21 protein-coding genes are annotated in these 25,752 nt (G+C 63.5%); 12 read left to right on the top strand and 9 right to left on the bottom strand.

The window, feature by feature from the left end; genetic code table 11:
- The first annotated feature begins 91 nt into the window (after positions 1 to 91).
- Positions 92 to 2,194, top strand: coding sequence for an elongation factor G (gene fusA, locus ACCD07_RS00170; protein WP_176650664.1), 2,103 nt, complete (start codon positions 92 to 94; stop codon positions 2,192 to 2,194).
- Here fusA and ACCD07_RS00165 read toward each other — a convergent pair.
- The 6 genes from ACCD07_RS00165 to ACCD07_RS00140 form a co-directional block, all read right to left on the bottom strand.
- Positions 2,191 to 2,682 carry a hypothetical protein gene (locus ACCD07_RS00165; RefSeq protein ID WP_176650665.1) on the bottom strand — a complete coding sequence of 164 codons (492 nt, stop codon included), beginning with the start codon at positions 2,680 to 2,682 and terminating at the stop codon, positions 2,191 to 2,193. The genes fusA and ACCD07_RS00165 overlap by 4 nt on opposite strands.
- Positions 2,679 to 3,491 carry a sterol desaturase family protein gene (locus ACCD07_RS00160; RefSeq protein WP_413446133.1) on the bottom strand — a complete coding sequence of 271 codons (813 nt, stop codon included), beginning with the start codon at positions 3,489 to 3,491 and terminating at the stop codon, positions 2,679 to 2,681. Before ACCD07_RS00160 ends, ACCD07_RS00165 begins: the two co-directional genes overlap by 4 nt.
- A gap of 69 nt (positions 3,492 to 3,560) precedes the next feature.
- Complete coding sequence (locus tag ACCD07_RS00155) at positions 3,561 to 4,283, bottom strand: PEP-CTERM sorting domain-containing protein (RefSeq protein ID WP_176650666.1); 723 nt, start codon at positions 4,281 to 4,283, stop codon at positions 3,561 to 3,563.
- Between the two features lie 176 nt (positions 4,284 to 4,459).
- Complete coding sequence (locus ACCD07_RS00150) at positions 4,460 to 5,521, bottom strand: acyltransferase family protein (RefSeq protein ID WP_413446132.1); 1,062 nt, start codon at positions 5,519 to 5,521, stop codon at positions 4,460 to 4,462.
- A 12-nt stretch (positions 5,522 to 5,533) separates the two neighbouring features.
- Positions 5,534 to 6,703, bottom strand: coding sequence for a DUF5009 domain-containing protein (locus ACCD07_RS00145; RefSeq protein WP_413446131.1), 1,170 nt, complete (start codon positions 6,701 to 6,703; stop codon positions 5,534 to 5,536).
- Positions 6,690 to 9,437, bottom strand: a complete 2,748-nt coding sequence (locus ACCD07_RS00140) for a TonB-dependent receptor (protein WP_413446130.1) — start codon at positions 9,435 to 9,437, stop codon at positions 6,690 to 6,692. The genes ACCD07_RS00145 and ACCD07_RS00140 overlap by 14 nt, the downstream gene beginning before the upstream one ends.
- Positions 9,438 to 9,615: 178 nt before the next feature.
- Between ACCD07_RS00140 and ACCD07_RS00135 the strand changes: the two genes are divergently transcribed.
- The 4 genes from ACCD07_RS00135 to ACCD07_RS00120 all read left to right on the top strand — a co-directional run bounded on the left by ACCD07_RS00135 (position 9,616) and on the right by ACCD07_RS00120 (position 15,300).
- Positions 9,616 to 10,272 carry a response regulator transcription factor gene (locus ACCD07_RS00135; protein ID WP_413446129.1) on the top strand — a complete coding sequence of 219 codons (657 nt, stop codon included), beginning with the start codon at positions 9,616 to 9,618 and terminating at the stop codon, positions 10,270 to 10,272.
- Between the two features lie 7 nt (positions 10,273 to 10,279).
- Entirely contained in the window at positions 10,280 to 11,650 is a 1,371-nt protein-coding gene (locus tag ACCD07_RS00130) for an ATP-binding protein (protein WP_413446128.1), read from the top strand.
- A gap of 189 nt (positions 11,651 to 11,839) precedes the next feature.
- The gene (locus ACCD07_RS00125; RefSeq protein WP_413446127.1) at positions 11,840 to 13,501 is read left to right on the top strand and encodes a methyl-accepting chemotaxis protein; all 1,662 of its coding nucleotides are present in this window, start codon (positions 11,840 to 11,842) and stop codon (positions 13,499 to 13,501) included.
- 14 nt (positions 13,502 to 13,515) lie between these two features.
- The gene (locus ACCD07_RS00120) at positions 13,516 to 15,300 is read left to right on the top strand and encodes an EAL domain-containing protein (RefSeq protein WP_413446126.1); all 1,785 of its coding nucleotides are present in this window, start codon (positions 13,516 to 13,518) and stop codon (positions 15,298 to 15,300) included.
- A 38-nt stretch (positions 15,301 to 15,338) separates the two neighbouring features.
- On the opposite strand, the gene ACCD07_RS00115 is transcribed toward ACCD07_RS00120, so the two are convergent.
- A complete protein-coding gene (locus ACCD07_RS00115; RefSeq protein WP_413446125.1) occupies positions 15,339 to 16,325 on the bottom strand; it encodes a hypothetical protein in 987 nt (328 codons plus the stop codon).
- A gap of 376 nt (positions 16,326 to 16,701) precedes the next feature.
- Between ACCD07_RS00115 and ACCD07_RS00110 the strand changes: the two genes are divergently transcribed.
- The 5 genes from ACCD07_RS00110 to ACCD07_RS00090 all read left to right on the top strand — a co-directional run bounded on the left by ACCD07_RS00110 (position 16,702) and on the right by ACCD07_RS00090 (position 21,940).
- Entirely contained in the window at positions 16,702 to 18,369 is a 1,668-nt protein-coding gene (locus ACCD07_RS00110; protein WP_413446124.1) for a hypothetical protein, read from the top strand.
- A 79-nt stretch (positions 18,370 to 18,448) separates the two neighbouring features.
- Positions 18,449 to 19,843 carry a DUF2799 domain-containing protein gene (locus tag ACCD07_RS00105; protein WP_413446123.1) on the top strand — a complete coding sequence of 465 codons (1,395 nt, stop codon included), beginning with the start codon at positions 18,449 to 18,451 and terminating at the stop codon, positions 19,841 to 19,843.
- Positions 19,844 to 19,956: 113 nt separating this feature from the next.
- Positions 19,957 to 20,589, top strand: coding sequence for a LemA family protein (locus tag ACCD07_RS00100; protein WP_413446122.1), 633 nt, complete (start codon positions 19,957 to 19,959; stop codon positions 20,587 to 20,589).
- Positions 20,586 to 21,434 carry a TPM domain-containing protein gene (locus ACCD07_RS00095; protein WP_413446121.1) on the top strand — a complete coding sequence of 283 codons (849 nt, stop codon included), beginning with the start codon at positions 20,586 to 20,588 and terminating at the stop codon, positions 21,432 to 21,434. Before ACCD07_RS00100 ends, ACCD07_RS00095 begins: the two co-directional genes overlap by 4 nt.
- A gap of 2 nt (positions 21,435 to 21,436) precedes the next feature.
- Positions 21,437 to 21,940, top strand: a complete 504-nt coding sequence (locus ACCD07_RS00090) for a TPM domain-containing protein (RefSeq protein WP_413446120.1) — start codon at positions 21,437 to 21,439, stop codon at positions 21,938 to 21,940.
- Between the two features lies 1 nt (position 21,941).
- Here ACCD07_RS00090 and ACCD07_RS00085 read toward each other — a convergent pair whose 3' ends face one another.
- Positions 21,942 to 24,113 (bottom strand): TonB-dependent receptor, encoded by a 2,172-nt coding sequence (locus ACCD07_RS00085; protein ID WP_413446119.1) that lies wholly within the window; start codon positions 24,111 to 24,113, stop codon positions 21,942 to 21,944.
- A gap of 94 nt (positions 24,114 to 24,207) precedes the next feature.
- Here ACCD07_RS00085 and ACCD07_RS00080 point away from each other — a divergent pair, with 94 nt between their 5' ends.
- Together ACCD07_RS00080 and ACCD07_RS00075 are read left to right on the top strand one after the other, a co-directional pair.
- On the top strand, positions 24,208 to 25,302 hold the full coding sequence (locus ACCD07_RS00080) for a PepSY-associated TM helix domain-containing protein (RefSeq protein ID WP_413446118.1): 1,095 nt from the start codon (positions 24,208 to 24,210) through the stop codon (positions 25,300 to 25,302).
- Positions 25,299 to 25,478: a hypothetical protein gene (locus ACCD07_RS00075; RefSeq protein WP_353403638.1), complete on the top strand. Its 180-nt coding sequence runs from the start codon at positions 25,299 to 25,301 to the stop codon at positions 25,476 to 25,478. The genes ACCD07_RS00080 and ACCD07_RS00075 overlap by 4 nt, the downstream gene beginning before the upstream one ends.
- Here the strand turns inward: ACCD07_RS00075 and ACCD07_RS00070 are convergent.
- The gene (locus tag ACCD07_RS00070) at positions 25,456 to 25,713 is read right to left on the bottom strand and encodes a VOC family protein (RefSeq protein WP_413446117.1); all 258 of its coding nucleotides are present in this window, start codon (positions 25,711 to 25,713) and stop codon (positions 25,456 to 25,458) included. The two genes, ACCD07_RS00075 and ACCD07_RS00070, sit on opposite strands and share 23 nt — an antisense overlap.
- Positions 25,714 to 25,752 lie beyond the last annotated feature (39 nt).

Genomic DNA, 25,752 nt, shown 5'->3' with positions numbered 1-25,752 from the left:
CTCTAGTCATGTCGCACGCTAAGGCAGCACTTGAATTCGCCATAAACCGCCGCACCTGCATCCAACAGAATTGTGTTCAAGGAGAATTGTGATGACCCGCAAGACCCCCATCGAGCGTTACCGCAACATTGGCATCAGCGCCCACATCGACGCTGGCAAGACCACGACCACGGAGCGCATCCTGTTTTACACCGGCGTCAACCATAAAATCGGTGAGGTACATAACGGTGCCGCGACGATGGACTGGATGGAGCAGGAACAGGAACGCGGGATCACCATCACGTCGGCCGCCACCACCGCCTTTTGGAAAGGCATGGCCGGCAATTTCGCCGAGCACCGCATCAACATCATCGACACCCCGGGCCACGTCGACTTCACCATCGAAGTCGAGCGCTCGATGCGGGTGCTGGACGGCGCCGTCATGGTGTATGACGCCGTGGGCGGCGTGCAGCCGCAGTCGGAAACCGTGTGGCGCCAGGCGAACAAGTACAAGGTGCCGCGCATCGCCTTCATCAACAAGATGGACCGCGTGGGCGCCGACTTCTTCCGCGTGCGCGAGCAGATCGCCACGCGGCTGAAGGGCGCCGCCATTCCGATCCAGATACCGCTGGGCGCAGAGGACAATTTCCACGGCGTGGTCGACCTGGTCAAGATGCGCGCCATCAACTGGGATGACGAGAGCCTGGGCGTCAAGTTCACCTACGAGGACATTCCGGAGCACCTGAAGGCGCTGGCGCAGGAGTGGCACGACAAGATGGTCGAGGCCGCCGCCGAAGGCTCGCCCGAGCTGCTGGAAAAATACCTGGACGGTGGCGTGCTGACCGAGGAGGAAATCAAGGCCGGGCTGCGCCAGCGCACCATCCGCAACGAGATCGTGCCGATGCTGGCCGGCAGCGCGTTCAAGAACCGCGGCGTGCAGGCCATGCTGGACGCGGTGGTCGAGTATCTGCCGTCACCGGTGGACGTGCCGGCGATCGCCGGTACCGACGAGGACGACAATCCGATCGAGCGCCATCCGAACGACAGCGATCCGTTCTCGGCGCTGGCGTTCAAGATCATGACCGACCCGTTCGTCGGCCAGCTGACGTTCTTCCGCGTGTATTCGGGCGTGGTCAATTCCGGCGACACGGTCTACAACCCGACCAAGAGCCAGAAGGAGCGGCTGGGCCGGATCCTGCAGATGCATGCCAACGAGCGCAAGGAGATCAAGGAAGTCTACGCCGGCGACATCGCGGCGGCGGTCGGGCTGAAAGGCGTGACCACCGGCGATACGCTCAGTTCGCCCGATCACGTGATCGTGCTGGAAAAGATGATCTTCCCGGAACCGGTGATTTCGCAGGCGGTGGAGCCGAAGACCAAGGCCGACCAGGAAAAGATGGGCATCGCCCTGAACCGGCTGGCGCAGGAAGACCCGTCGTTCCGCGTGCACACGGACGAGGAATCGGGCCAGACCATCATGTCCGGCATGGGCGAGCTGCACCTGGAGATCCTGGTGGACCGCATGCGGCGCGAGTTCAGCGTCGAGGCGACGGTGGGCAAGCCGCAGGTGGCCTATCGTGAAACCATCCAGCGCACGGCCAGCGATATCGAGGGCAAGTTCGTCAAGCAGTCGGGCGGACGGGGCCAGTACGGCCACGTGGTGCTGACCCTGGAGCCGCTGGAGCCGGGCAAGGGCTACCAGTTCGTCGACGCCATCAAGGGCGGCGTGGTGCCGCGCGAGTTCATTCCAGCCGTCGACAAGGGCGTGCAGGAAACCTTGCGCAGCGGCGTGCTGGCCGGCTATCCGGTGGTGGACGTCAAGGTCACGCTGACGTTCGGCTCGTACCACGACGTGGACTCGAACGAAAACGCCTTCCGCATGGCCGGCTCGATGGCCTTCAAGGACGGCATGAAGCGCGCCGATCCCGTGCTGCTGGAGCCGATGATGCAGGTGGAAGTGGAAACGCCGGAAGAGTTCATGGGCAACGCCATGGGCGACCTGACGGCGCGGCGCGGCATGGTGCAGGGCATGGACGAGATCCCGGGCGGCGGCGGCAAGATCATCCGCGCGCTGGTGCCGCTGGCCGAGATGTTCGGCTATTCGACCACGCTGCGTTCACTGACCCAGGGCCGGGCGACGTACACGATGGAGTTCAAGCACTACGCCGCCGTGCCGAAGCACATCCTGGACCAGGTCGCCGTCAAGGGCCGTTAGTCGAAGACCTTCAGCTTGAGCTGGACGGAAATGGCGCCGTAGAGCCGGTCCTTATAGGTCGGCACGATGGCGACATTGACGCCCACGCTCTTGTATTCGAAGCTGGCGGTGGGGATCGCCGCCAGGAACCAGCCGCCGTCGCGCATCTTCGGGTAGCCGTCGAAGCCGCCTACCACCGCGCCCAGCCGCACCGGGCCGATTTTCCATGGCTGGTAGTACAAGCCCACATAATTGGAGTAGCCGCGGTCGCTGTTGTAGAAGCGGCCGGCCGTGGCCGACGCCACCGTCGAAAAGCGGTACTCGCCGCCCAGGCCGGGGTTGCTGTCGTTCAGTCCCTTGTCGCGCTGAAAGTGGTAGGAGTAGAAACCGCCGTTCAGCCACACTTCCTTCAGCGGCGCCGATTCGATGGTTTCAAAGGTGTCGGCCACCGCCGCACCGGACAGGCAGGCCAGCATCACCGCGCCGGCAATACGCAAACTTTTGATCATCCGAAGCTTTCTTCGTCATGTTGAGGACGACGGATTATAGCGTCCCGGTGGAGGCCGTACGCTTCCGGCCATTCGGCCGGCAGATGCCAGGTGCCGAACACGCGGTCGAGGAAGGGCAGGGTCGACGCGAAGTTGCGGTCCAGCGGCGCGACGCTGGTGTGGTGCCAGTGATGGAAGGCCGGCGTGGCGATGATCGATTCCAGCGGGCCGAGACGGACACGCAAGTTCGAATGGATGAAAAATCCCCATGCCGTGCCGATGACGATGACCAGCGCCGGCGCCGCGCTGCCGCCCGCGCTGGCGCCGGCCAGGCCGAGGGCGTACAGCGGCGTCATGCCGAACAGGCGGGTGACGATCATGTCCACCGGATGCGCATGCGTGTTGATCAGGAAGTACAGGTGCTGAGGCTTGTGATGCACCGAATGGAAATGCCACAGCCACGGCAAGCGGTGGCTCAGGCGATGGCCCCAGTAAAAGCCGGTTTCCGCGATCAGCATCGACAGCGGCAGCTTGACCGCCAAGGGCAGCGCGCCCATGGCGGCGGGCACGGCGGCCGGCAGCACCGCCTGCGCGGCCACGGCCACCACCGCCATCAGCGCGCCGAGGATGGCGGCCGGCAGCAGGCTGTTGAGAAAATACAGGCCGAGATTGAGCGCCAGCGCGCGCCGTGTCAGTCGCGCCTTGCGCACCGCCAGCCAGCGTTCCAGCGGCACGAATACCAGCGACAGCAGCACCAGCCACAGGCACAGCCGCGCAACGTTGACGGCGAAGGTGGGCAGGTAGGCGAGGATGTCGTTTATCAGTGTCATGGCTGGAATGATAGCGGAAAAGAAAATGCCGGACGCGTGCGTCCGGCATCGGTTGCGGCTGACAGTATATTACGCAGCCTTGGCTTTGCGGCGACGTGCGGCGAAACCAACCAGGCCCAGACCCAGGCCCAGCATGCCCCAGGTCTGCGGCTCAGGTACGGCGGCGGTCATCGACACGCCATCCAGCAGCGAGAACGGCGGCACGCCGGCAGGCGTGCCCACGGCCAGGAAGCTCAGCAGTTCGCTGGTGCCGGTCGCGGTGAAGGTGAAGGTTTCTTTCTGCCAGCCGGTGAAGCCGTGGTTGACGTTGTTCTTCACGGCGGTCGACTGGGTTTCGCCGCCCAGCGAGACTTTCCACTGTTCGGTGGTGGCGCCGCTGAAGCCGGACTGCTGGGCGCCGGCCCAGTAGAAGGTCAGGTTGTATTGCTGGCCGGCCACCAGGCCATTGACCGTCTGCGACAGAGGTGAGACTTCAAATGCGCCATCGGAGGCGACGAAATTGCCGCCGACCGGGCTGGCCTGCAGGCCATTGGCCGAACCATTGTTCGGGCCCCACAATTGCAGGTTGCCGTAGCTGCCGGGCGTGCCGCCGTGATCGACGTTAGAGCCGCTGAACAGGAAGTTGTAGCCGGCCGTGGTCCAGCCTTGCAGCTGATGACCGCCCCAGTTGATCTGGCCGTAGTCGCCGGATTCGAAATTGCCGTTGACGATCAGCTCGGTGGATGCGCTGGCAACGCCGCTGCACAGGGCAGCGGCGGCGGTAACAGCCAGCAGTAAGGATTTCAAACGCATAGATGGCTCCAGATAAAGTTCACTAGTAATAAAAGCAATAACTTGCCTGAACGACATTATGCTTAAGAATAGTTTTTTTAGGAATATTTTTAATTTGTAAAGTAAGTTGCCACTAGTTTAAGTCTTATGCTAAAAATTGGAAGCGCTGCCACGGCGGCCTGAGCAAACCGCGCCCGTCAGATCGTCATGCGCCAGTTGCGTCGGTAGGCGTACGCCATAGCGAGCCAGAACACGCCGGTGAAGGCCGCCGCGAAGGCCACGGACGCCACCCAGGGACCGAAAAGCGGTGCCAGCGGGCGGCTGAAAACATGGGCATACAGCGGCGCCATGACCCCGCTGCCTTCAATCACGCAAGTCGCGATCCACGATCCGGCGTAGGCGGCGATGGCGTTCACGCCCATCGCGCGGCCCAGCGCCGGCCAGCCGCGCACATCGATCAACTGGTGCGCCAGCGCAATGGCCAACATGCCGAAGCCGCCGGTCCACAGCGCGAACGAGGAAGTCCACAACTGCTTGTTCAACGGCAGTGCCAGCGACCACAGGCCGCCGAGCAGCATCGCCGCCGCGCCGGCCAGCGCCAGGTTGCGGGTCTGTCCCTTGCGCAACCAGTCGCCGGCGCGCAGGCCGAGGATCACCGTGGCCAGCGACGGCAGCGTGCCCAGGATGCCCTCGGGATCGTGGCCGATGCCGGTGGCGGCGTCGTACTGGTAGGCCAGGTGGCCCAGCAAGGCGCTGTCGATGCGGTCCGCCAGGTTCAGGCCGGGCTCCAGCGATCCGCCGGCGGCCAACAGCGCCCAGTAGCCGAGCAGGATGGCCGCGCATATCGCCCACTGTGCGCGGGCGCTGCGCACATGGATCGTCAGCAGCGCCGCCGCGGCGAAGCAGATGCCCGTCCTTTGCAGCACGCCGAACAGGCGGAAGCCCCGCCCGTTCAGCAGCAGCATCGCCACCGCGTGCAGCGCAAGGCCCAGCAGCACGATGCGCACGGCGCGCAGCAGCACGGCGCGCGTCAACGGCGCCGTGGCCGCTCCTGCATTCAGGCGAGGGCTGAGCGCCAGGTTGATGGACACGCCCACGATCAACAGGAAGACGGGGAATATGAAGTCGGGCGGCGTGCAGCCGTGCCATTCGGCGTGTTCCAGCCAGGGGTAGACGTGCGACCAGTCGCCGGCGTCGTTCACCAGCAGCATGGCGGCCACCGTCAGGCCGCGCACTGCGTCGATAGAATTGATGCGCATAGATTTTTAAGTTTATAGCTGCAGTTTGATATGCATGCGGTTGAGAACTGCTGCCAGCGCCATGACGATAACGGCATAGGCGGCGGCCCAGAGCAGGCCGGGCAAGCCTGCGCCCAGCACGGCGGGAAACGACAGATGCAGATACTGCATCAGCGCGTAGACGATGTAGGGAATGATGTAGGTCAGCAGCGGATTGGCGGCGGCCGGGCGCACCAGCGCGGTCCAGCGCTGCCGCCGCTGGACGTCCACCAGCCAGTACAGCGCCGCAAACAGCAGCACGCAGATGGCGGAACTGTACAAGGCCCAGCTGGGTGTGGCGTCGATCTTGGAGACGTGGAAGGCAGGGCGCAGCAAGAAGGCGATGACCGCCAGCACGGCGGCCAGCGCCGCCGCCATGCCGAATGCCCGGCCGGCCCGCCCGCCATCGCCGAAGAAGATCAGCGCCGTCAGCAGCCCGCACAAGGCGATTGACGTGTGCACCGCGTTCTCGGCCTGGGCGCCAAACCACGACGGCGCCGCCACGGTGCGGGCCAGGCAGTAATACGCCGCACAGCCCAGCACCAGCAGGGCCACCGCCACCAGACTGCCGCGCGTCAGCCGGAATGCCACGCTGGCGTACAGGTAGGCCCAGCCGATCAGTCCCAATATGCCCCACCACTGCGGCGCCAGCCGCAGACTGCCGTCCGGGCCTCCCCGGAAAGCCAGCGCCAGCGCGACCAGACCGGCCGCGCCGAGCAGGCGCAAACCGATTGCCAGCGCCTTGTTTTCGAACCGGTACACCGCCCATACCAGGATCGCACAGACGTAGAACAGCAGCGACCACACATGGATGGACATGCCCATCGCCGCCTCGTTGTAGCCTTCCTCGGCATTGACCATGAAGACACCCAGCACCAGCAGGCCGGCGGCGCGCGACAGCATGTGGCGCCACTGCCGCCACGTGGAGTCGCCCGCCGCCACCCGCTGCGCCGCAGCGAACGGGATCGACATGCCGACGATGAACAGGAACGCCGGGAACACGACGTCGGGGAAGGTCATGCCGTCCACGCCGGCCGGGGCGTGATCCATCCAGGCCGGCACGCCGCGCACGCCGGCGAGCGCGTTCACGAAGATCATGACCAGTATGGTGATGCCCCGGAAGGCATCGATCGCCAGCACCCGTTGTGGTTTAGAGTTTGCCACGCAAGCCCAGATAGTATTGACGGCCGTTCGAATACGATGCGATAGGCTGGTCCTTGTTCATGCCGTAGTAGCGCAGCACGGCGTTGTTCAGGTTCAGCGCATCGAAGGTGACCGACAGGTTCTCGTTGATCTTGGAGCTGACCGACGCCGCCAGGTTGCCGGTGCCCGCCATCACCTGCGGGAAGCTGTTGTACAAGCCGCCGGAGAAGCTGGAACGGTAGGTGTAGGCCAGGCGCGCGCTCAGCTTGTCGTCCTCGTAGTAAGTCTCGGCATTGTAGGTGTTTTTGGAATTGCCCACCACCGCCAGTCCGTCGTCCGCCTTGCCGTCGGTGTAGGTGTAGTTCAGCACCACGCCGACGCCGCCGAACAGGTCCTGCTGGTAGGCCAGCTCCGCGCCCTTGTTCTTGGCGCCGATGTTGGTCGGCGACGAGATCGTGTAGCTGTCGAAGCGCTTGAACGAGTTGTTGAAGTAGGTGAGGTTGGCCGTGCCGTAGGTGACGTAGGACGACATGTCCATGTAGAACAGGCCGGCCGACAGCAGGGACTTCGGCGAGAAGTACCACTCCAGCGCCGCGTCGTAGTTGGTCGAGCGGACCGGCTTCAGGTTCGGGTTGCCGCTGCTGCCGGTCAGGTTGGTGTCGTTCAGCGTGACGGCGCCCACCATCGCGCTGTAGTCGGCGCGGGCCATGGTCTTGGCCACGGCGAAGCGGCCCACCAGCGTCGGCGAAAGGTCGACCTTGACGTTCGCGCTAGGCAGCACGTCGTTGTAGCCGCGCCGGTTCAGGGTCGGCGTGTAGACGCCGTTGACGTTGTTCTGGCCGATCGGATTGTCGCCGCCCGGGATGTTGGTGATCGTCGCCTGGTTGGTGTGCACGTAGCGCAGGCCGACGTTGCCGCGCCAGCCGTCGCCGGCCAGGTTGACCATGCCGTAGACGGCGCTGGTCTTCTCCTTGACATCCATCTCGCCGGCCCAGTTCTCGGTATTCGGGCCGCCGGCCAGGTCGTACCTGGTGGCCCAGGCCGCGATGTTGGCGGGGCTGATCTGCCACACGTTGCGCAGGAAGCCGCTGCTGCCGGAAATGCCGTTGCCGAAGTTGGACGGATACGTCGCGCCATCCCACACCGGCAGCGGCGCCGACGTGGTGCCGTCGCACACGGCGCAGCTGCGGTTCTCGGGCTGGCTGACGTTGCGGTGGTGCTCGGCGTAGCGCACGCCGAACTTGGCCGACTCCATGACGCCCTTGTCCAGTTTCAGTTCGCCGTCAAGCTGGCCGTATTTTTCCGTATCCAGCGTGACCACGTGCGAGCCCCAGGCGGAGGCGGTCACGTAGTTGGTGAACTTGGAAGTGTCTGCGCCAGGGAAGGATATCGTCGCCGGCGACATGCCGTTCAGCGTGTAGCTGGAGCCGGCGCCGGTCAGGCCGGCCTCGTAGCCGATATCGGCCGGGGTCTTGCCGGTGCCGCGCGTGTAGCCGGCGCTGCCGGTGATGCGCAAGTCCTGGTTGACCTTGTAGGCGCCATCGAGATCGATGTAGGCCGAGGAGGACGAGGAGCCGGGACGATAGATCTGGTCGCCGAAGGCCGAGTACAGCGACGAATTGTACGGCTTCGTGGCGCTGACCGCCGGGTACTGCGAGGCCGGTATCGTGGCCGACACCAGCGTGCCGCTCCTGACCGTGTAGGCCGACGGCACCACGCCGACGGAGGCGCCGGTGTCCGGATCGGTGGCGTTCAGGTTGCCGGCGATGTTGTTGTAGAAGCTGCGGTTGTAGTTGGCCGCGTCCAGCTGCGAGCTGAAGCCGTTGATGTCGAAGCTGAAGTCTCTGCTCGGCTTGAACTGCAGGTCGATGGCGCCGCCGGTGCGCTTGCGGGTCTGCTCGAACAGCGAGGCGCTGATGCCGGCCGGCGCCAGTACGCCCGCCAGTTCGGGGTGCGCCTTGGCGGCGTTGCTCTCGGCGTCGATCGGCGCATAGCCGTAGAACTCCTGGCCGTCGCGGCGCTCGTGGCGTTTTTCCGAGAACAGCTGCAGCAGCACGCCGAAGGTCTTGGCGTCGTTCTTCCAGCCGATCAGCGCATTCAGTTGCGGGTCGGTCTTGCCCGGTAGGTCGGCGCGGATCGCCTGGACCGAGGCTTCCAGCGTCAGCTGCTTCTTGAAATCGAGCGGCTTGCGGGTTTCGATGTTGACCGAGCCGGCCACGCCGCCTTCGACCATGTCGGCCTGCTGGCTTTTCTGGACCGTGACGGCACTGACGATTTCCGACGGCAGCAGCGCGTAGCTGACGCTGCGCCCGACGGCGCCCGCCTGGTCCAGCACGAACCAGTCGCCGGTGCCGATGGTGTGGCCGTTGACCAGCGTTTGCGTCAGGCTGGAGCTGGTGCCGCGGATGCTGACGCGGTCGTTCTCGGCGAAGCCGCCTTCGCCGCCGGCGGAGGAGGAGATGTTCACGCCCGGCACGCGCTGGATGGCGTCAGCCACGTTCTTGTCCGGCATCTTGCCGATGTCCTCGGCCGATACCACTTCGGACAGCGTGTCGCTGTTGCGCTTGCGCGTGAGCGCCTGCTGCAGGGAGGCGCGGATGCCGGTCACCACAACCTGTTCCATCGGCTGGCCGTCGGCCGCGGCCTGCTGCGCCAGCGCCGGCGACGATGCGCACGTCACCATCGACGCCAGCATCAATGCCACAGCCGACGCGATAGGCGTCGGCACCGTTTTCATCCCTGCTTTGCTGTCCATCTACTCTCCCTTGTATTGATTGGATTTATTCGAACTACTGTTGCCGGATTCTCCACAGTCTTCCTTAAGCAAATCCAAAAGAAACCTTAACGTTTGCCTAAGGCTGTGGCGCGCAGGCGATTGACACATCGGCAAGAAGATGCGTAGATACGGACTTCACGCAGTGGAGCAAAGAGTCATGAAGATATGCCTGGTCGAGGACGACCTGGAGTTGGGCAAGGCGCTGCAGTCGGCCTTGCAGGACGCGGGACAGGAAGTGGTATGGGTGCGACGCGCCGGCGACGCCCGTCGTTGGGTCGAGACCGAGCCGTTCGACGCGGTGCTGCTGGACCTCGGCCTGCCCGACGGGAACGGCATCGACGTGCTGCGCGACCTGCGCGCCGCCGGCCACACGCTGCCCATCCTCGTCATCACCGCGCGCGACAGCCTGGAGGACCGCCTCAACGGCCTCGATCGCGGCGCCGACGATTACCTGGTCAAGCCTTTCGTCATCACCGAACTGCTGGCGCGGCTGCGCGCGGTGCTGCGGCGGGCCACCGGCTGGAGCGAATCGGGCGAGCCGGTATGGAAGGTCAAGGACCTGGTGTTGGACGACAAGCGCATGCTGCTGACGCGCGCGGGAACCAATGTGGTCTTGTCGAAAACCGAATTCGCCTTGCTGCATGCGCTGATGCGCTACCCGGACCGGGTGCTGACCCGGCGCGAGCTGGAGTCGCGCGCGCTGCCGCACAGCGAAGGCGCGGCGCTGGACGTGCACATGTCGCACCTGCGCCAGAAGATCGGCGAAGGTTATATCCGCACCGTGCGCGGCGTCGGCTACGTGGTCGACAAATGAATAGCCGATGAAGAACCGCTCGCTGTTCCGCCGCCTGCTGCTGGGCTTCATCTCGGTGATGCTGCTCGTGTGGCTGGCCAATCTGGCGCTGGACGTCTACGAAACCCGCACCGCCAAGCGGCGCGACATGCAGCGCGAACTGCGCGCCAGCGCCTTGCGCATCCTGGTCGTGATGCAGACCATCGGCGAACGTCCGCCGGAACAGATCCAGCCGGTGGTGCGCAAGATGGAAGGGCTGCACTACGCACTCTACAAGGAACTGGGCTGGTACATTCCGGCGCTGCAGACCCAGGTCTGGAAGCGCGGCCAGTTGGTTTATGCATCGCCGGACCCGGGCCTGCCGCCGACCGACGCCGCCGCCGGTCCGTACGGCCAGCCGCTGCGGGAAGGCTGGGTCGTCTCGGTGGAGGACGATCCCGCAACCGGCGTCACCGTGCGCATGGCAACGGAGGTGATCGGCGAGTGGATGCTGCAGGTGTCGAGCATCGGCTACTACTTCGCGCCGCTGCTGTTCAGTATTCCCTTCCTGTTGCTGCCGGCGTGGTTCATCATCCGCGTCGGCCTGCGTCCCCTGAAGTACATCGTCGGCGAGATCGAGGAGCGTTCGGCGACGGACCTGTCGCCGCTGGCGGCGTCGCCGTACCAGGAGCTGTCGCCGCTGGTCGGCTCCGTCAACAAGTTGATGGAGCGGCTGACCGAGCGCCTGGAGCGTGAACGGGAATTCCTGGTCGACGCCGCGCACGAGCTGAAAACACCGCTGTCCATCATCCAGATCAACGCCGATACACTGACCACTACACGGACAGTACAGCGCGTGGAACAGGCGGGGGAGGGCCTGCGCGCAGGCGTGCAGCGCGCCACCCATACGGTGCATCAACTGTTGGCGCTGGCCCGATCCGGCGGCGACCGCGATCACACCAGCCTGGCGCCGCGCGACCTGGTGGAACTGGTGGCCGACCGTCTGGCGCTGGCCGGACAGATCGCCGCCACGCGCGGCATCGAGATCGAACTGCAGGCGCCCGAGCGCTGCCTGCTGCCCATGCATCTGGAAAGCATGGCCTCGCTGATCGACAACCTGGTCAGCAACGCGGTCAAGTATTCGCCGCCGGGCGGGCGGGTGTCGATCGCCATCGAGGAGCTGGACGGCGGGGTTACGCTGTCCGTGGCCGACCAGGGGCCGGGCATCCCGGCCGACATGCTGCGCAAGGTGTTTGAACGCTTCTTCCGCCTGCCGGACCAGGACCAGGCGGGCAGCGGCCTGGGCCTGGCCATCGCCGAACGCGCCGCCGCGCGCAATCAGGGCACTATCCGGCTGGACAACCGCGACGACGGCCCCGGCCTGAGGGTACTGGTGGTTTTTGGTACCGGTATCACCTGACGCCCATTCCGCACAATCCCTCTTTCGAGGGTCGTTTTCGTTGCCAATTGGTAGTAAATTTTTAATTGGATTAACTTATCGACATTTCGTATAGTCAATATCTATTGAATTTATTTAATTAATAAATTTCACGAACATTTGCCGTATGGAATATGATTGCGTTCACCACGTAAGAATTAAGGAAACAGCATGGAATCCTCAAAGAATGAAATCAGCGTTGCGACGCGTCTCACGGTCGGCTTTGGCATTTTGCTGGCCATGATGCTGGTGCTGACGGTGCTGAGCATCTACAAAGTCAACGCCATCGACGCCAGCCTGCAGCACATCAGCGACGTCAACAACGTCAAGCAGCGCTACGCCATCAACTTCCGGGGCAGTGTGCACGACCGCGCCATCGCATTGCGCGACGTGACGCTGGTGGCCGACGGCGACATCGGCGGCGTCACCGGCCTGATCGACAAGCTGGACGCGGACTATCAGAAATCCGCACAGCCGCTGGACAGCCTGTTCTCCGCCTCCGGCGCCAAGATCGGCAGCGAAGAACGCGACTGGCTGGCCAAGATCAAGCAAAGCGAAAGCCGCACCACGCCGATGATCAAGAAGATTATCGACACCCGCCGCGCCGGCAACATCGAAGGCGCCCGCCAGATGATGCTGGCGCAGGCCAAGCCGGCGTTTGTCGAATGGCTGGCCGCCATCAACGGCTTCATCGATCAGCAGGAAAAGATGACGGAAGCCGAATCGGAACTGGCGCGCAAGGCCGCGCACAACTTCCAGTCGTTGATGCTGGCGCTGCTGGCCGCGGCCGTGGCCCTCGGCGCGGTGGTGGCATGGCGCGTGACCCAATATCTGCTGCGCGCCCTGGGTGCCGAGCCGGCCGAAGTGAAGGCGCTGGCCAACGCCGTCGATCGCGGCGAGCTGTATCACAACGTCGACCTGCGCGATGGCGACAGGGACAGCATCATGGCCGTGCTGGTAAAAATGAGCGGCAACCTGCGCACCACCGTCACCGAAGTACATGAAAGCGCCAACGCCGTCAGCGACATCAGCGGTCAGATCTCCGAGCGCAACCAGCACCTGTCCGGCCGCACCGAAGACCAGGCCAGCTCGCTGGAAGAAACCGCGTCGGCGATGGAGCAGCTGACCGCCACCGTCAAGCAGAACGCCGACAGCGCCCAGCAAGCCAACACACTGGCGCAGTGCGCTTCCGACATCGCCAGCAAGGGCGGGCAGATCGTCGAGGAAGTCGTGGTCACGATGAACTCCATCGACGACTCGTCGCGCAAGATCGTCGACATCATCAGCGTCATCGACGGCATCGCCTTCCAGACCAACATCCTCGCGCTGAACGCCGCGGTGGAGGCGGCGCGCGCCGGCGAACAGGGCCGCGGCTTTGCCGTGGTGGCCTCCGAAGTGCGCAACCTGGCGCAGCGCAGCTCGACGGCGGCGCGCGAAGTCAAGGCGTTGATCGACGAATCGGTCAGCCAGATCCACGCCGGCACCCAGCTGGTGGAGCACGCCGGCACGACCATGCGCGACATCGTCGACAGCGTCAAGAAAGTGAGCGGCATGGTCGAGGCGATCACCACCGCCAGCAACGAGCAGCGCCAGGGCATCGAGGAAGTCAACCGCGCCATTTCGCTGATGGACCAGGTCACGCAGCAGAATGCGGCGCTGGTGGAGCAGGCGGCGGGCGCGGTGCAGACGCTGCAGGACCAGGCCGGGCAACTGAACCACGCGGTCGGCGTGTTCAAGACCGAGCCGGCATCGCACCATGCTGCGCCTGCGCGCGGCAAACAGGCCGCCGGCGCGCGCCAGCGCGCCATGCTGCCGGCACCGGCGGGTGTGTGATGATGCAGGAGATTATGCTGAGGAATTCCGAGCCGGAGCGCATCGCGGCGCTGCACCAGCTGGGTATCCTGAACACCAACACCAGCGAATACTTTGATGCCGTCACGCGCTTGGTGGCCGAGATGTTCGGCATGTCCGGCGCATACATCTCGCTGATCGACAGCGACCGGCAGTGGATCAAATCGACGGTAGGCTTTTGTCCGCCGCCCAGCGCCAACCAGCGTGACCAGACCTTTTGCGATCATACGATCCGCCAGGGCAGGGTGCTGATGATCGAGGACACGCTGCTCGATCCGCGTTTCGCCAACAATCCCCTGGTCACAGGTCCGACCGGCGTGCGCTTCTACGCCGGCGCGCCGCTGGTGACGCCGGAAGGCTACGCCATCGGTGCCCTGTGCGTCATCGACACCAAGCCGCGCGCCTTGAGCGAGGCCGATCGCGACCGCATGACCGGGATGGCGGCGCTGGTGATGTCGCACATCATGCTGGGCCGCGCGGTAGGCCACGTGGACTCGGTCAGCGGCATGCCGAACAAATACCAGATGGCCGACGACCTCGACGCGCTCGGCAAACGTCACGCCGGCCAGCAGCGGGTGCTGGTGGCGATCGACATGCCGGATTCCGCCCGCGCTTTCGAAATCGTCCGCGTGCTTGGCGTCGCCGTCTACGACCAGTTGATACGTGCCGTCGGCGACAGATTGAAGCTGCTGTTCGAGAACCGGGCGCACCTCTATCATCTGACCGACGCGCGCTTCGCCATCCTCTCCAACGACGAGGACACGCAGGGCTTCATCGACTATCTGCAGGGACTGGAAGCGCAATTGCAGGCGCCGCTGCTCAACCTGAATATTCCGCTGAACCTGCCCAGCTTCGGCGGCATCGTCGCCTTCGAACTGTGCCCGACCGCCGCCAAGGATGCGCCACGCAAGGCCGCGGCGGCCGTCAACCAGGCCTTGATCAAGCAGCAGCGATGGAGTGTATACAACAACGCCGAAGATGAGCGGCAGCAGCGCGCCTTCCGCCTGCTGAACGACGTGCAGGCCGGTATCGAGGCCGACCAGTTCCAGTTGGTGTACCAGCCCAAACACGATCTGGCGAACGGTGCCTGCCTGTCGGCGGAAGCGCTGCTGCGCTGGAATCACGACGAACTGGGACCGATATCGCCGGCTGAATTCATCCCGCTGGTCGAGAAGACCGCGCTGATCGGTCCCCTGACGCATTGGGTGATACGCACGGCGATCAAGCAGGTATCGGAGTGGCATGCGGATGGTCACCGGGTCAAAGTCGCCATCAATCTGTCGGCCTACAACTTCGAGGAGCCGGACATCGTGCAGCGGCTGTCGGACGTCTGCCGCGAATTCAACGTCGATCCGCGCTACGTGGAGATCGAATGCACCGAAGGTATCTGGATGGAAGGCAGCGGCATCCTGAAAACGCTGCACGACATCCGCGCGCTCGGCATGAGCCTGGCGCTGGACGATTTCGGTACCGGCTACAGCAACTTCGCCTACCTGCAAAAAGTGCCGGCCACGGTGGTCAAGGTCGACCAGTCGCTGATCCGTAACGTCCACGCCAACCCGCGCGACCAGCGCATCGTACGCTCGCTGATCTCGCTGGCCAGGGAGCTGGATTACCAGGTGGTGGCGGAGGGCGTGGAGACTGAGCAGTCGCTGGGCCTGATCCGGGAGTGGGGCTGCCATATCGCGCAGGGCTACCACTTCGCCAAGCCGTTGGCCGCGCCGGCCTTCCTGCAACACGTCGTGCTATACAGCGGCAGCAATGCCGCTGTGGGCGCGTAAGTCGCATGTATTGAAAGCCAGCGCGGCGCAATATAGCATTAAGGCTGTTCGCAGACCGCCTGTGGTTGAGCGATGTTGCACACCCAGTTCCAACGAATATCGGAAGTCTGCTGCAACTGCACGCTGAACGAGGTGCCTGGGGTGGTCACGGCCAGCGTAATCACATTGCCGGTGATATCGGCGCCGGGGAAGTCGTTGCCGACAACGTTGTCGACCACCGCACCGCGGTCGATCTTGGCGTTGATCTGGCTGTTGGCCAACAGGTAGGCCATATTGTTTTGAACGTATTGGCCCAGCGCGAAGGTGCCGCCGCCTGGCAAGGCGATGACGGTGTCGGCCGGCACCAGTTTGTTCAGGCCGACCAAGAAGTTTTGGTCGCGGGCGAAGAACAGGCTGTCCTTGACTTTGGCTGCGGAATTGAGCAGCGTGGCTTCGATACCGGCGTCGACCTTGGTCGCGACCGAATTGACCAGGCGGTCGACGCCCGGAATGATCCAGCCGAGGTTGGTATCGCAGTCCGTGTTGGAGGTCGGGCTGAAAGTGAGCCCGACATTGCTGCCGAGGGCGCCGTTGACGGAGCCATACTGCGCCGTCACCGAGACGTTGTTCAGGTAGAGCTGGTTCTGGCAGGTGTAGTTGAGAATGCCGAACTTCGAGCCGCTGTAGCTGCTCAGCGCATAGTAACTAAATCCGTTCAGGCCCAGATAGGTAACGCCCGAAGACTGCGGGCGGATCGATGCGTTGATGCTGCCACTAAGATGGCCTTGCAGGAAGTGTGCGCCATTGCTATTGACCAGTTGCGCAACGTAAGTGTTCAAACCTTGTTCCAAACCATAGGGAATCGAGACAACTTGCTCGGCCACGCTGCGCAGCGGGCCGTTGGCGGTCTCGAATTCCATGATGCTGCGGCTGCCGCCGCCATAGTTGATGGTCAGCGTGTAGTAGCGGTCGAGGACCGTGGGGCGCCAGTCGGCGTGTGCCGAACTCATTGCAAGCAGGGTTGCCAGTGCAAGAAACTTTTTCATCTTTACTCCGGGTGGATGTGGAAAAAAGGCAGAGCTGTCGCGCTGCGTTTTGTAGTGTATCGGCTAATTTTGACTGAAAACTATCAAATTTCCACAAAAACAATTTTATCTAGTTGTAAACAAAAAAGCCGCTCAGCTGATCGCTGAATGGCCTTTGACAGCCATCCAGGCCATAAGGCCCGCCGCCTAGTCCATTTTCCGGAGGTTCCACTGAAGGCCGCCTTGAGGCGGCTTTTTTTCTTTTTTCGCCAAGAATTCTCACCAATTATTGCATATTGGTTAAATTTATTAAATAGGTAAATTTATCTTGAAATAAAGATTTTGGTGACGCAAAATCGGCATCTGCCACTTCGGCCTCGTCGTTAGAAAGGTTCGCATGAAGCACTCATATATTAAATGCATAGGTACCCTCGTTATGGCCTGCTGGTCAGTTGCGCAGGCAGCGCCGTACAGCGGCAACGCCCCGGCATGTACGCCGACTTCCACGCCGCAGACCTGCAAAATTGATCTGACTGATTTTATGAAATCGCAATTTAATTGGACGATCGGCGGCAAGACGTACACATCGGACTCCACCAATCTCTCGGCGGCAGCCAATTCAGCCAGCACATCGTCCTTCCGATTTATCCGCAAGGAAGGCAACAGCATCTACGATTACGACAGCAATACCCTAAAGTTCGGCACTGCCGACGTGACTGTCAAGCAGGGTTTCATGAATCACCCGTCGCTGCCAAATGTGCTGCTTCATTCCAAGACCGGAACCAATACCGGCGGGACGCTGGAAGTATTCCGCTGGGCCGCTGGGCTCGACAATGCCATGTACGTGCAATCCGAACCGTATGACAATGGTGGATGGAAAAGCTTCGCGCAGCGCGAATCGGCACCGAATATGCAGTGGATCAACCGCGGCTACTTCTGGTCCGATAAATTGTTTGACGTCGTCAAAAATCCGGCCAATCCGGCGGAATGGGTCAGCGCCACACGCACCTGGAGCGGCAGCGATCACGACGACATACTGCCAAGTGGCGCCAAGACCGGCACTACGCTGATCGGCAGTACCAACTCCGTGGTGGTACGATACTATCCCGCCGAAAATGGCGCCTGGGTCAATGCGGGTCTGGGCCAGTTGCCCTCGACGCCCTTGGAAATCCTCGAGGTCGTGTTAAGGAAAGAAGTGGGCTCGGCGGTCACCTGGTGGGAGAAATTTGATTACGCGCGGCAGAAGCGCGCAGATGGCAGCTATAACTATTTCGGCATGATCCGATTCCAGAGTTCGTTCGACTACTACAGTCATCCATACGCCAAATGCACGAATGGCGTTCCTCCCGCCGGACATGCCAACGGCGAGTGCGGTGATGCCGATTTGCTGATAGAAATCACCTCTCACTACAATGCGTTCACCAATGCGCTGGATGCGCAGCAGGGTAAGACGGTCAAGGCATGGTATGACACCGCCTTGCTGCCGGCATACAAGCCGCAGAACGATCCCAAGCTGACACTACGCTCGACTCCCGGCGACCTGACGCTGCCGCATAACCGCGGCGGTTTCATTCCGCCGGGCAGCGGGGCCGATGCGAAGGGCGTGTCCTTTGGCGGTTCGTCCACCGCGCCGCCGGGCCAGATGCTTTACCTGGAAAACACCACCGTCGAGCAGGATTGGTATATTTACCCGAATGGCCAGGACCCCCTCTACGCACCAGCGGCATCGCCAACAAACTACTGCCGGGAAGGCTATAGTTATCTGGCCTCGTTCACGACCACGGAATCGTACAATGGGCTGAACGGTGCGAGCACCAAGGGGCTGCACTGGGTCATCGTCTGCGGGACCAGTACCGACGCTTATTTCCAGGGCAGTAACGGCGCCCAAGAGGCAAGCTGTAATCCCGGCTATATTTCCAGGGGCTGGTTCGGCAAGCCGACCAATCTGTCGATGACTACCTGCCTGCCTGGCGGAAGTTGCGTTGATGCCACCGCCAAGCCATACATCAATTTATGCGTCAGCCAGAAGGAAACGGCGTTCACTTACCCTGCACCGAATCCCTGAATATTTTTGATGATCTCCCATTGAAGGCCGCCGTCAAGCGGCCTTTTTTCTTTTGTCATCTTTGCCATATAATCGGGCAATGACAAAACTGAACCGACTTCACGCCCTGATCCTGATCGCGCCGCTGCTGCTGGCCGGTTGCCAATCCACGGCCCAGCGCATCGCCGACTGCAAGGTCGGCGACTGGACCGCCATCGGCCACAAGGATGGCCTGGCAGGCGATCCGCCGGACTACGTCGAGCGCAAGGACTTCTGCGACGATCACGCCGACGACAAGAAGCCTGCCGCCACCGGCTCGGAGGCCCAATACATCAACGGCTGGGCTCAGGGCAACTGGGACCTGTGGTCGGTGCTGGGCCAGAAGGACGGCGCGGCGGGCATGCAGCCGTCGCATTACGATGTCCACGTGGTCGGCGACGAGGTACGCAAGCACAGGACGCCGCTCAACCGTCCGGCCTACGACGCGGGTTGGGCGCTAGGGAATTCGGAATACTGGAAAACGCTGGGCCGGCGCGACGGCACGGACGGCAAGCCGCTGTCGCAACGGGAGGCCGCGCGCGCCAAGGCCGCCGCCATGCAACTGCGCTACGACGATGCCGCGTATGGCGACGGCTGGCAGATCGGCAACCGCACCTTCTGGCAGGACGCGGGCTATACCGACGCCCGCAACGGCACGCCGGACAGCGAGTTCCGCGACCGCGCCTCCGCCGCCCGCGCTGCCGGCGTGCAGGTGCAGGAGGAAGCCTACCGCGCCGCGTGGAACGCGGAGATCATCAACTACTGGCGCAATCTCGGCACGCAGGACGCGGTCAGCGGCAAGGACTTCACCGCGCGCGGCAAGGAAGCCCGCGCCAAGGGCCTGAAGATCTACGAAACCGAATATCGCCTGGCGTGGGAGGCGCGCCTGACGGACTACTGGCGCCAGGCCGGCGAGGACGACGGCTACGGCAAGCCCTTCCTGCTGGAAGATCGCATCGCAAACGCCGGCCGCAACGGCGTGTTCGTCATTCCCGCCACGCGCAGCGTGTACACGGCGGCCTGGGAAGAACAGAACGCCAGGTACTGTGTGCCGGACAACGCCTTCGAACGCGGCCGCGCCAACAGCGGCATGGCGGTGGATGTCTGCCGCGCCGAGCTGCGCAACCAGTTGAAGCACGCCTACGTCAGCGGCCAGGACTACGAGGTGGCCGCCGTCAAATACCGCCAGGCCGTCAGCGACGTGAACGAACTGTCGAGCCGCGTACGCGACAACCGCAATCGCCTGGGACGCCTGGAGCGCGAGATTCGCGCCAATCTGGAAGCGAAGGACCGCGTCGTCAACGACGACACGAAAAGGCAGGACGCCCGCCGCGAGCAGGAGCGCCGTGAACTGTCCGACTATATCCAGCGCCTGGAGCGCCAGCTGGACGACGCCCGCCGCTGGGCGGAGCGTCACGACCTGCAAATGCAGCGCCTGCGCCGGGAGATTTACTGATTGAAAGTCTATGGTTGGGCACGCCGGTCATACTTCCGCGCTTGATTCACATCAAGGAATGTCGATGTTTTGAGCCATATCATTGAGATAAGCCGATGACCGGAGGCAATCTCATGAAATATTGGAAATTTGTAGCGCTAGCGATGCTGCTGCTTGGCTTGAGCGGCTGCGGCTATAACGCGATGCAGGCGCAGGACGAACAGATCAAGGCCGGCTGGTCGGAAGTGGTGAATCAGTACCAGCGGCGCGCGGATCTGATTCCCAACCTGGTGAACACCGTCAAAGGCTACGCGTCGCACGAGGCCACCGTGCTGACCGAGGTGACGCAGGCGCGGGCGCGCGTGGGGACGATCCAGGCCACGCCGGAATTGCTCAACGATCCGCAGGCATTCGAGAAATTCCAGCGTGCGCAGGGCGAGCTTTCCGGTGCACTGTCCCGCCTGTTGGCGGTATCGGAGAACTACCCGCAGCTGAAGGCCGATGCCAACTTTCGCGATTTGCAGGCGCAGCTGGAGGGCACTGAAAACCGCATCACCGTGGCGCGCAACCGGTACATCAAGGCAGTCCAGGACTACAACGTGACCGTGCGTTCCTTCCCCACCAATCTGACGGCGATGGCGTTTGGCTACACGGTCAAGCCCAACTTCAGCGTGGCGGACGAGCGCGCCATCGCGGTTCCGCCCAAGGTCGACTTTTCGCCTGCCACGCGTCCGCCGCCAAATCCCGCGCCGGGAGGCGGCCAGTGAGAGCGCTTAGTCTTGCAAGAGTCCTGTTGCTTGTCTGCCTGCTGGGCTGGGCGGTCGCCGCTGGTGCGCAGGTCGCTGTGCCGCCGTTGTCGGCGCGGGTGACCGACACGACCGGCACGCTGACCTCGGACCAGAAGGCATCGCTGGAACAGGTGCTGCAGGACTTCGAAGCGAAGAAGGGCAGCCAGATCGGCGTGCTGATGCTTGCCTCCACCGCCCCGGAAACCATCGAGCAGTATTCCCTGCGCGTGGCCGAGCAATGGAAGCTGGGCCGCAAGAAAGTGGATGACGGCGCGTTGCTGATCGTCGCCAAGGACGACCGTACCATGCGGATCGAGGTCGGCTATGGCCTCGAGGGTGTGCTCAACGATGCGGTGTGCAAGCGCATCATCAGTGAAGTCATCACGCCGAAATTCAAGCAGGGCGACTTTTATGGCGGCATTCGCGACGGCATCGACGGCATGCTGCGCGTCGTTGAGGGTGAGCCGTTGCCTGCGCCGGCCCGACCGGCAGAGGATGGCGGCGTGGGATCATACCTGCCTGTGCTGCTGGTCCTGGCGCTGGTCGTGGGCGGCATCCTGCGCGCGTTGCTGGGCAGGCTGCCTGGCGCGATCATGACAGGCGGGTTGGTGGCCTTCCTTGCCTGGTTGTTTGCGGGAGCGTTGTCCGCCGCCGTGATTGCTGGCGTGCTGGCTTTGTTCTTCACCTTGGTGGGTGGACGCGCGCTCGGCATGGCCGGACGGCATTATGGCGGCGGCCTCGGTGGCGGCTTCGGCGGTGGATCGGGCGGCTTTCACGGCGGAGGCGGAAGCTTCGGCGGTGGCGGCGCCTCGGGACGGTGGTGAACATGAAGATCAACATGAAGCGCATCTTGCGGCATGCAGTGTTGACGCATTGGCAGGTGGAGCGCGCGTTCCCTCCACGCGCATTGGCCGCCATTGAACAGGAGATCAAGACCAGCGAAGCGGCACACCTGGGTGAAATCCGCTTTGCCGTGGAAGGAGGCCTGCCGGCTTCGCTTCTGTACCGCGGTCAATCCGCGAGGGAGCGCGCGATCGATATGTTTTCGCTGCTGCGGATATGGGATACCGATGAGCGCAACGGAGTGTTGATCTACCTGCTGCTGGCCGATCATTCGGTGGAAATCGTGGCCGATCGCGGCGTGCACGCGAAGACCGGCGCGCCCGAATGGGAGCGAATCTGCCGCGGCATGGAAACCGCGTTTCGCGGCGGACGCTACGAACAAGGCGTCATCGACGGCATCCAGGCGATCACCCGGTTGTTGACGACGTATTTCCCCTCCCACGGCGCCCGCCGCAACGAGCTGCCCGACAAGGTCGTGCTGCTGTAGATCAGAAATCGACCGAGCCTGATACCACGATCGTGCGCGGTGCGCCCAGTACCAGGTAGCCGGAGCCGGGGTAGCCGCCGGCCGAGGCCCAGTAGTTTTTATCGGCGACGTTGTCGATGCGCGCGCGGAAGGTCACGTTGCGTTCGGCGATGCGGGTGGCGTAGCTGGCACCGATGTCCAGGCGGTTCCACGACGGCAGCTGCTGCTTGTTGGTGCCGTCCGCGTACTGCGACGACGTGTACAGGGCGCGGGCATTCAGGTCCAGGCCGCGAACGCCCGGCACATCCCATTCGGCGCCGATGTTCAGCTGCGTATCCGGCACGCCGATCACGTCCTTGCCCTGGTTGACCGCACCGGCCGTCACGCGCTGGGTTGCATCGAGCAGCGTCAGGCCGCCCAGCACGCGCAGGCCGTGCAGCGGAACGCCGAACACCGTCAGCTCCAGGCCTTGGTTGCGCTGCTCGCCGAACACGCCGAAGTGATTGTTCTGCACATAGGCCGACGGCTGGTTGGTGGTGAACAGCGCCGCGCTGGCGCCCAGCGTGCCGCCATCGTACTTGACGCCGACTTCCTTCTGCTTCGACGTGAACGGCGCGAATGCTTCTCCGATGTTGTCGATGTTCTGGCCGGAAGCGACGGCGCCTTGCTGCAGGCCTTCGATATAGTTTGCGTACAGCGAAACGTTCTTCGATGGTTTGTAGACGATGCCGGCCACCGGCGTCACCTTGCTTTCATTGTAGTGCGACAGCGTGGCGGTGTTGTTGTAGTCATAGCTGTCGGTCTTGATGGTCTGGTTGCGTGCACCGATCGTCACCAGCAGCTTGTCGTCCAGCAGCGACAGCGTATCGGCCACGGCGTAGCTGGACAGGATGGTCTTGCTGGTCAGCTTGGGATCGCTCAACACGCCGCCGGCGAAGAAGTCGGCAGCCGGCGCTGCCACGTCGACCGGTGCGTAGATGCTGGTCGCAAAGCCGCTGAAATTACTGAAGGCATAGGCGTTGCGCGATTCCTGCCAGTAGCTGGATGCGGTCGCGCTCAGGTTGTGGCCGACGGCGCCGGTGCTCAGCCTGGCGCGCACGCCGATCTCGCCGGTGCGCACGCTGTCGTGGCGCTCGTTGTCGAAGCGGTACATGCTGGCGCTGCCGTCGGCCTTGGCGACGGTGGGCGCGGCCAGGATGTTGGACTCGTCGCCGCTGCGTGCGCCGAACGCGGCCCACGCGACCACGTCCCTGGCCAGGTCGGCTTCGCCGCGCAGGGTGCCGAAGGTGTCGCGCTCGTTCGAGTGCGTCCATTTCTGCGACCAGTTGCTGCTGGCGTCAGGCGCGGCGGGCAGGGCGATGTCGGTGTTGACGGTCACGCTGGGACGCGCGCCTTTCAGCTTGTGGTCCTGGTAGCCGACGTCGGCGGACAGGCGGAAATCGCGTGCTTCGAAGTCGACGCCGACCGATGCCACGGACAGTTCGCGGTGTTCGCGGTCGACACCGGTGTCGCCGTCGCGGCGGGCGGCGTTGACGCGGACGCCGGTGTTGCCGTCTGCGCCAAAGCGGCGGCCGATGTCAACCGCCGCATAGCCCTGACCGCCGGTTTCGACGCCCAGCGTCAGCTGGGTCAGCGGGTTGTTGCTGGCGCGCTTGGGCAGCAGGTTGATCGAGCCGCCCACGCCGCCACCGCCCGGCGCCGCGCCGTTCAGGAAGGAGTTCGCGCCGCGGAAGACTTCCACGCGCTCCAGCAGTTCCGACGCCACGAATTGGCGCGGCAGCAGGCCGTACAAGCCGTTGTAGGCCAGGTCGTCCGAATTGACCGGGAAGCCGCGGATCACATACAGCTCCTGGTAGTTGCCGAAGCCGCGCGCCACGCGCACCGACGGATCGTTCTGCAGCACGTCGGCGACGCTGCGGGCTTGCTGGTCCTGGATCAGCGCTTGCGTGAAGTTCAGCGTGTTGAAAGGCGTGTCCATCATGTCGACATTGCCGAGCAGCCCGAGGCGGCCGCCGCGCGCGACCTGGCCGCCGGCGTAGTCCTTGGACAGGCCATCGGCCGATGCATCGGCCGAAGCGCTGATGACGACGGTCTGAATGGATGCGGCGGATGCGGATTGAGCCTGCGCCGCGGCATGCATCAGCAGGGCGGCGGCAAGGGCGAACGGGGACAGTTTCAGAGCGGACGAGGGCATATTTATTTTTCATTTAAATGCGATTGATTCTCATTATATCGGCGGCGGGCGATTTTCGCCACTAAATGAGAGTGATTTGCATTATCATTGCGGAATGAACACCAATACCGTACGCCGCTGGGCATGGATACACAAATGGAGCAGCCTGGTTTGCACCGTTTTCATGCTGCTGCTGTGCCTGACCGGCCTGCCGCTGATCTACCACCACGAAATCGACCATCTGCTGGGCAACGGCGTGCAGGCGCCCGAGATGGCGCCCGACGCGCCAAAGGCGGACCTCGACACCATCATCGCTGCCGGCAAGGCCATGTATCCCGGCAAGATCATGATGTACATCTCGCAGGAAGCGGACGAGCCGAACATCTGGAACCTGACCCTGGGCGACCATCCCACCGACGAAGGCTACAAGTCCATCGCGGTCGACGCACGCACCGCCAGGGTGCTGGCGCAGCCCAGTCTTGAGGGGAGCTTCATCGGCGTGATGTTCCACCTGCACGTGGATTTGTACGCCGGCTTGTGGGGCAAGCTGTTCCTCGGCTTGATGGGATTGCTGCTGGTGGCCGCGATCGTCTCCGGCGTGGTGTTGTATGCGCCGTTCATGCGCAAGCTGGATTTCGGCGAGGTGCGGCGCGAGCGCGGCCCGCGCCTGAAGTGGCTGGACCTGCACAACCTGCTGGGCGTTGTCACGCTGACCTGGGCGCTGGTGGTCGGCGCCACCGGCATGATCAATACCTGGGCCGACCTGCTGCTGAAGTACTGGCAGTTCACCGAGATGGCCGAGATGATCGCGCCGTACAAAGGCCAGCCGCCGCCGGCCAAGCTGGGCTCGATGCAGAAGTCCCTGGTCAACGCGCGCGCGGCCGAACCGGGCATGAAGATAGGCTTCGTCGCCTTCCCCGGCACGCCGTTCGCCAGTCCGCATCACTACGGCGTCTTCATGCGCGGCGACGAGGCGCTGACTTCGCGCCTGTACAAGCCGGTGCTGATCGACGCGCAAACCACCCAGGTCACCGACCGCCGCGCGCTGCCGTGGTATCTGACCGCCATGCTGATCTCGCAGCCGCTGCACTTCGGCGACTACGGTGGCGGATGGATGCAGTTCCTGTGGGCGATGCTGGACATCGCCACCATCATCGTGCTGGGCAGCGGCCTGTATCTGTGGTTGAAGAGAAAGGGAGGCGGGCGATGAACGGCGCCTTCATGCGGCTGTGGGGCGCGCCGATTGTGCTGGCTGTCCTCACCATCATCGGCCTGATTTCGGCGCTGGTCGGCGACGGCGTGTGGGACTACCTGTCCGCCGTCGCCCTGGGCATACCGGTGCTGGCGGGCGCCTGGTACGGCCTCAGAACCCGCCGCTCGAAGTGACGAAGGCGGTGAGCGCGCTGACCATGACGTAGTAGCCGTCGGGATCGCTGAGTGCGAATTCCCGGGTACCCGTGGCGGGGTTTAGATGAGGTTCTTCTTCCAGTGTTGGGGCCAGCGTGCTTGCGCGCAGCAGGGCTTCATCGAAGTCATCCACGCGGAAGAACAGCCGCAGCCGAACAGCGACTGGTACCACCTGAAGCTCAGCGCGACATTGGCAACGCCGATGATAGTCCATATGCGTTTCATAATTTCCTCGCTTTCGCTTGACCTTCCC

Origin of the sequence: Duganella sp. Dugasp56 (assembly GCF_047304105.1) — a bacterium.
Lineage (GTDB): Bacteria > Pseudomonadota > Gammaproteobacteria > Burkholderiales > Burkholderiaceae_D > Rugamonas > Rugamonas hordei.
Note: the sequence above shows the minus strand (reverse complement) of the source record. Positions and strands in the feature narration are given on the sequence as shown.

Bases quoted from the DNA above. Each gene is read 5' to 3' on its own strand.
- fusA (WP_176650664.1), top strand. From the start codon at position 92: ATGACCCGCAAGACCCCCATCGAGCGTTACCGCAACATTGGCATCAGC.
- ACCD07_RS00165 (WP_176650665.1), bottom strand. From the start codon at position 2,682: ATGATCAAAAGTTTGCGTATTGCCGGCGCGGTGATGCTGGCCTGCCTG.
- ACCD07_RS00160 (WP_413446133.1), bottom strand. From the start codon at position 3,491: ATGACACTGATAAACGACATCCTCGCCTACCTGCCCACCTTCGCCGTC.
- ACCD07_RS00155 (WP_176650666.1), bottom strand. From the start codon at position 4,283: ATGCGTTTGAAATCCTTACTGCTGGCTGTTACCGCCGCCGCTGCCCTG.
- ACCD07_RS00150 (WP_413446132.1), bottom strand. From the start codon at position 5,521: ATGCGCATCAATTCTATCGACGCAGTGCGCGGCCTGACGGTGGCCGCC.
- ACCD07_RS00140 (WP_413446130.1), bottom strand. From the start codon at position 9,437: ATGGACAGCAAAGCAGGGATGAAAACGGTGCCGACGCCTATCGCGTCG.
- ACCD07_RS00135 (WP_413446129.1), top strand. From the start codon at position 9,616: ATGAAGATATGCCTGGTCGAGGACGACCTGGAGTTGGGCAAGGCGCTG.
- ACCD07_RS00130 (WP_413446128.1), top strand. From the start codon at position 10,280: ATGAAGAACCGCTCGCTGTTCCGCCGCCTGCTGCTGGGCTTCATCTCG.
- ACCD07_RS00125 (WP_413446127.1), top strand. From the start codon at position 11,840: ATGGAATCCTCAAAGAATGAAATCAGCGTTGCGACGCGTCTCACGGTC.
- ACCD07_RS00120 (WP_413446126.1), top strand. From the start codon at position 13,516: ATGCTGAGGAATTCCGAGCCGGAGCGCATCGCGGCGCTGCACCAGCTG.
- ACCD07_RS00115 (WP_413446125.1), bottom strand. From the start codon at position 16,325: ATGAAAAAGTTTCTTGCACTGGCAACCCTGCTTGCAATGAGTTCGGCA.
- ACCD07_RS00110 (WP_413446124.1), top strand. From the start codon at position 16,702: ATGAAGCACTCATATATTAAATGCATAGGTACCCTCGTTATGGCCTGC.
- ACCD07_RS00105 (WP_413446123.1), top strand. From the start codon at position 18,449: ATGACAAAACTGAACCGACTTCACGCCCTGATCCTGATCGCGCCGCTG.
- ACCD07_RS00100 (WP_413446122.1), top strand. From the start codon at position 19,957: ATGAAATATTGGAAATTTGTAGCGCTAGCGATGCTGCTGCTTGGCTTG.
- ACCD07_RS00090 (WP_413446120.1), top strand. From the start codon at position 21,437: ATGAAGATCAACATGAAGCGCATCTTGCGGCATGCAGTGTTGACGCAT.
- ACCD07_RS00085 (WP_413446119.1), bottom strand. From the start codon at position 24,113: ATGCCCTCGTCCGCTCTGAAACTGTCCCCGTTCGCCCTTGCCGCCGCC.
- ACCD07_RS00080 (WP_413446118.1), top strand. From the start codon at position 24,208: ATGAACACCAATACCGTACGCCGCTGGGCATGGATACACAAATGGAGC.
- ACCD07_RS00075 (WP_353403638.1), top strand. From the start codon at position 25,299: ATGAACGGCGCCTTCATGCGGCTGTGGGGCGCGCCGATTGTGCTGGCT.
- ACCD07_RS00070 (WP_413446117.1), bottom strand. From the start codon at position 25,713: ATGGACTATCATCGGCGTTGCCAATGTCGCGCTGAGCTTCAGGTGGTA.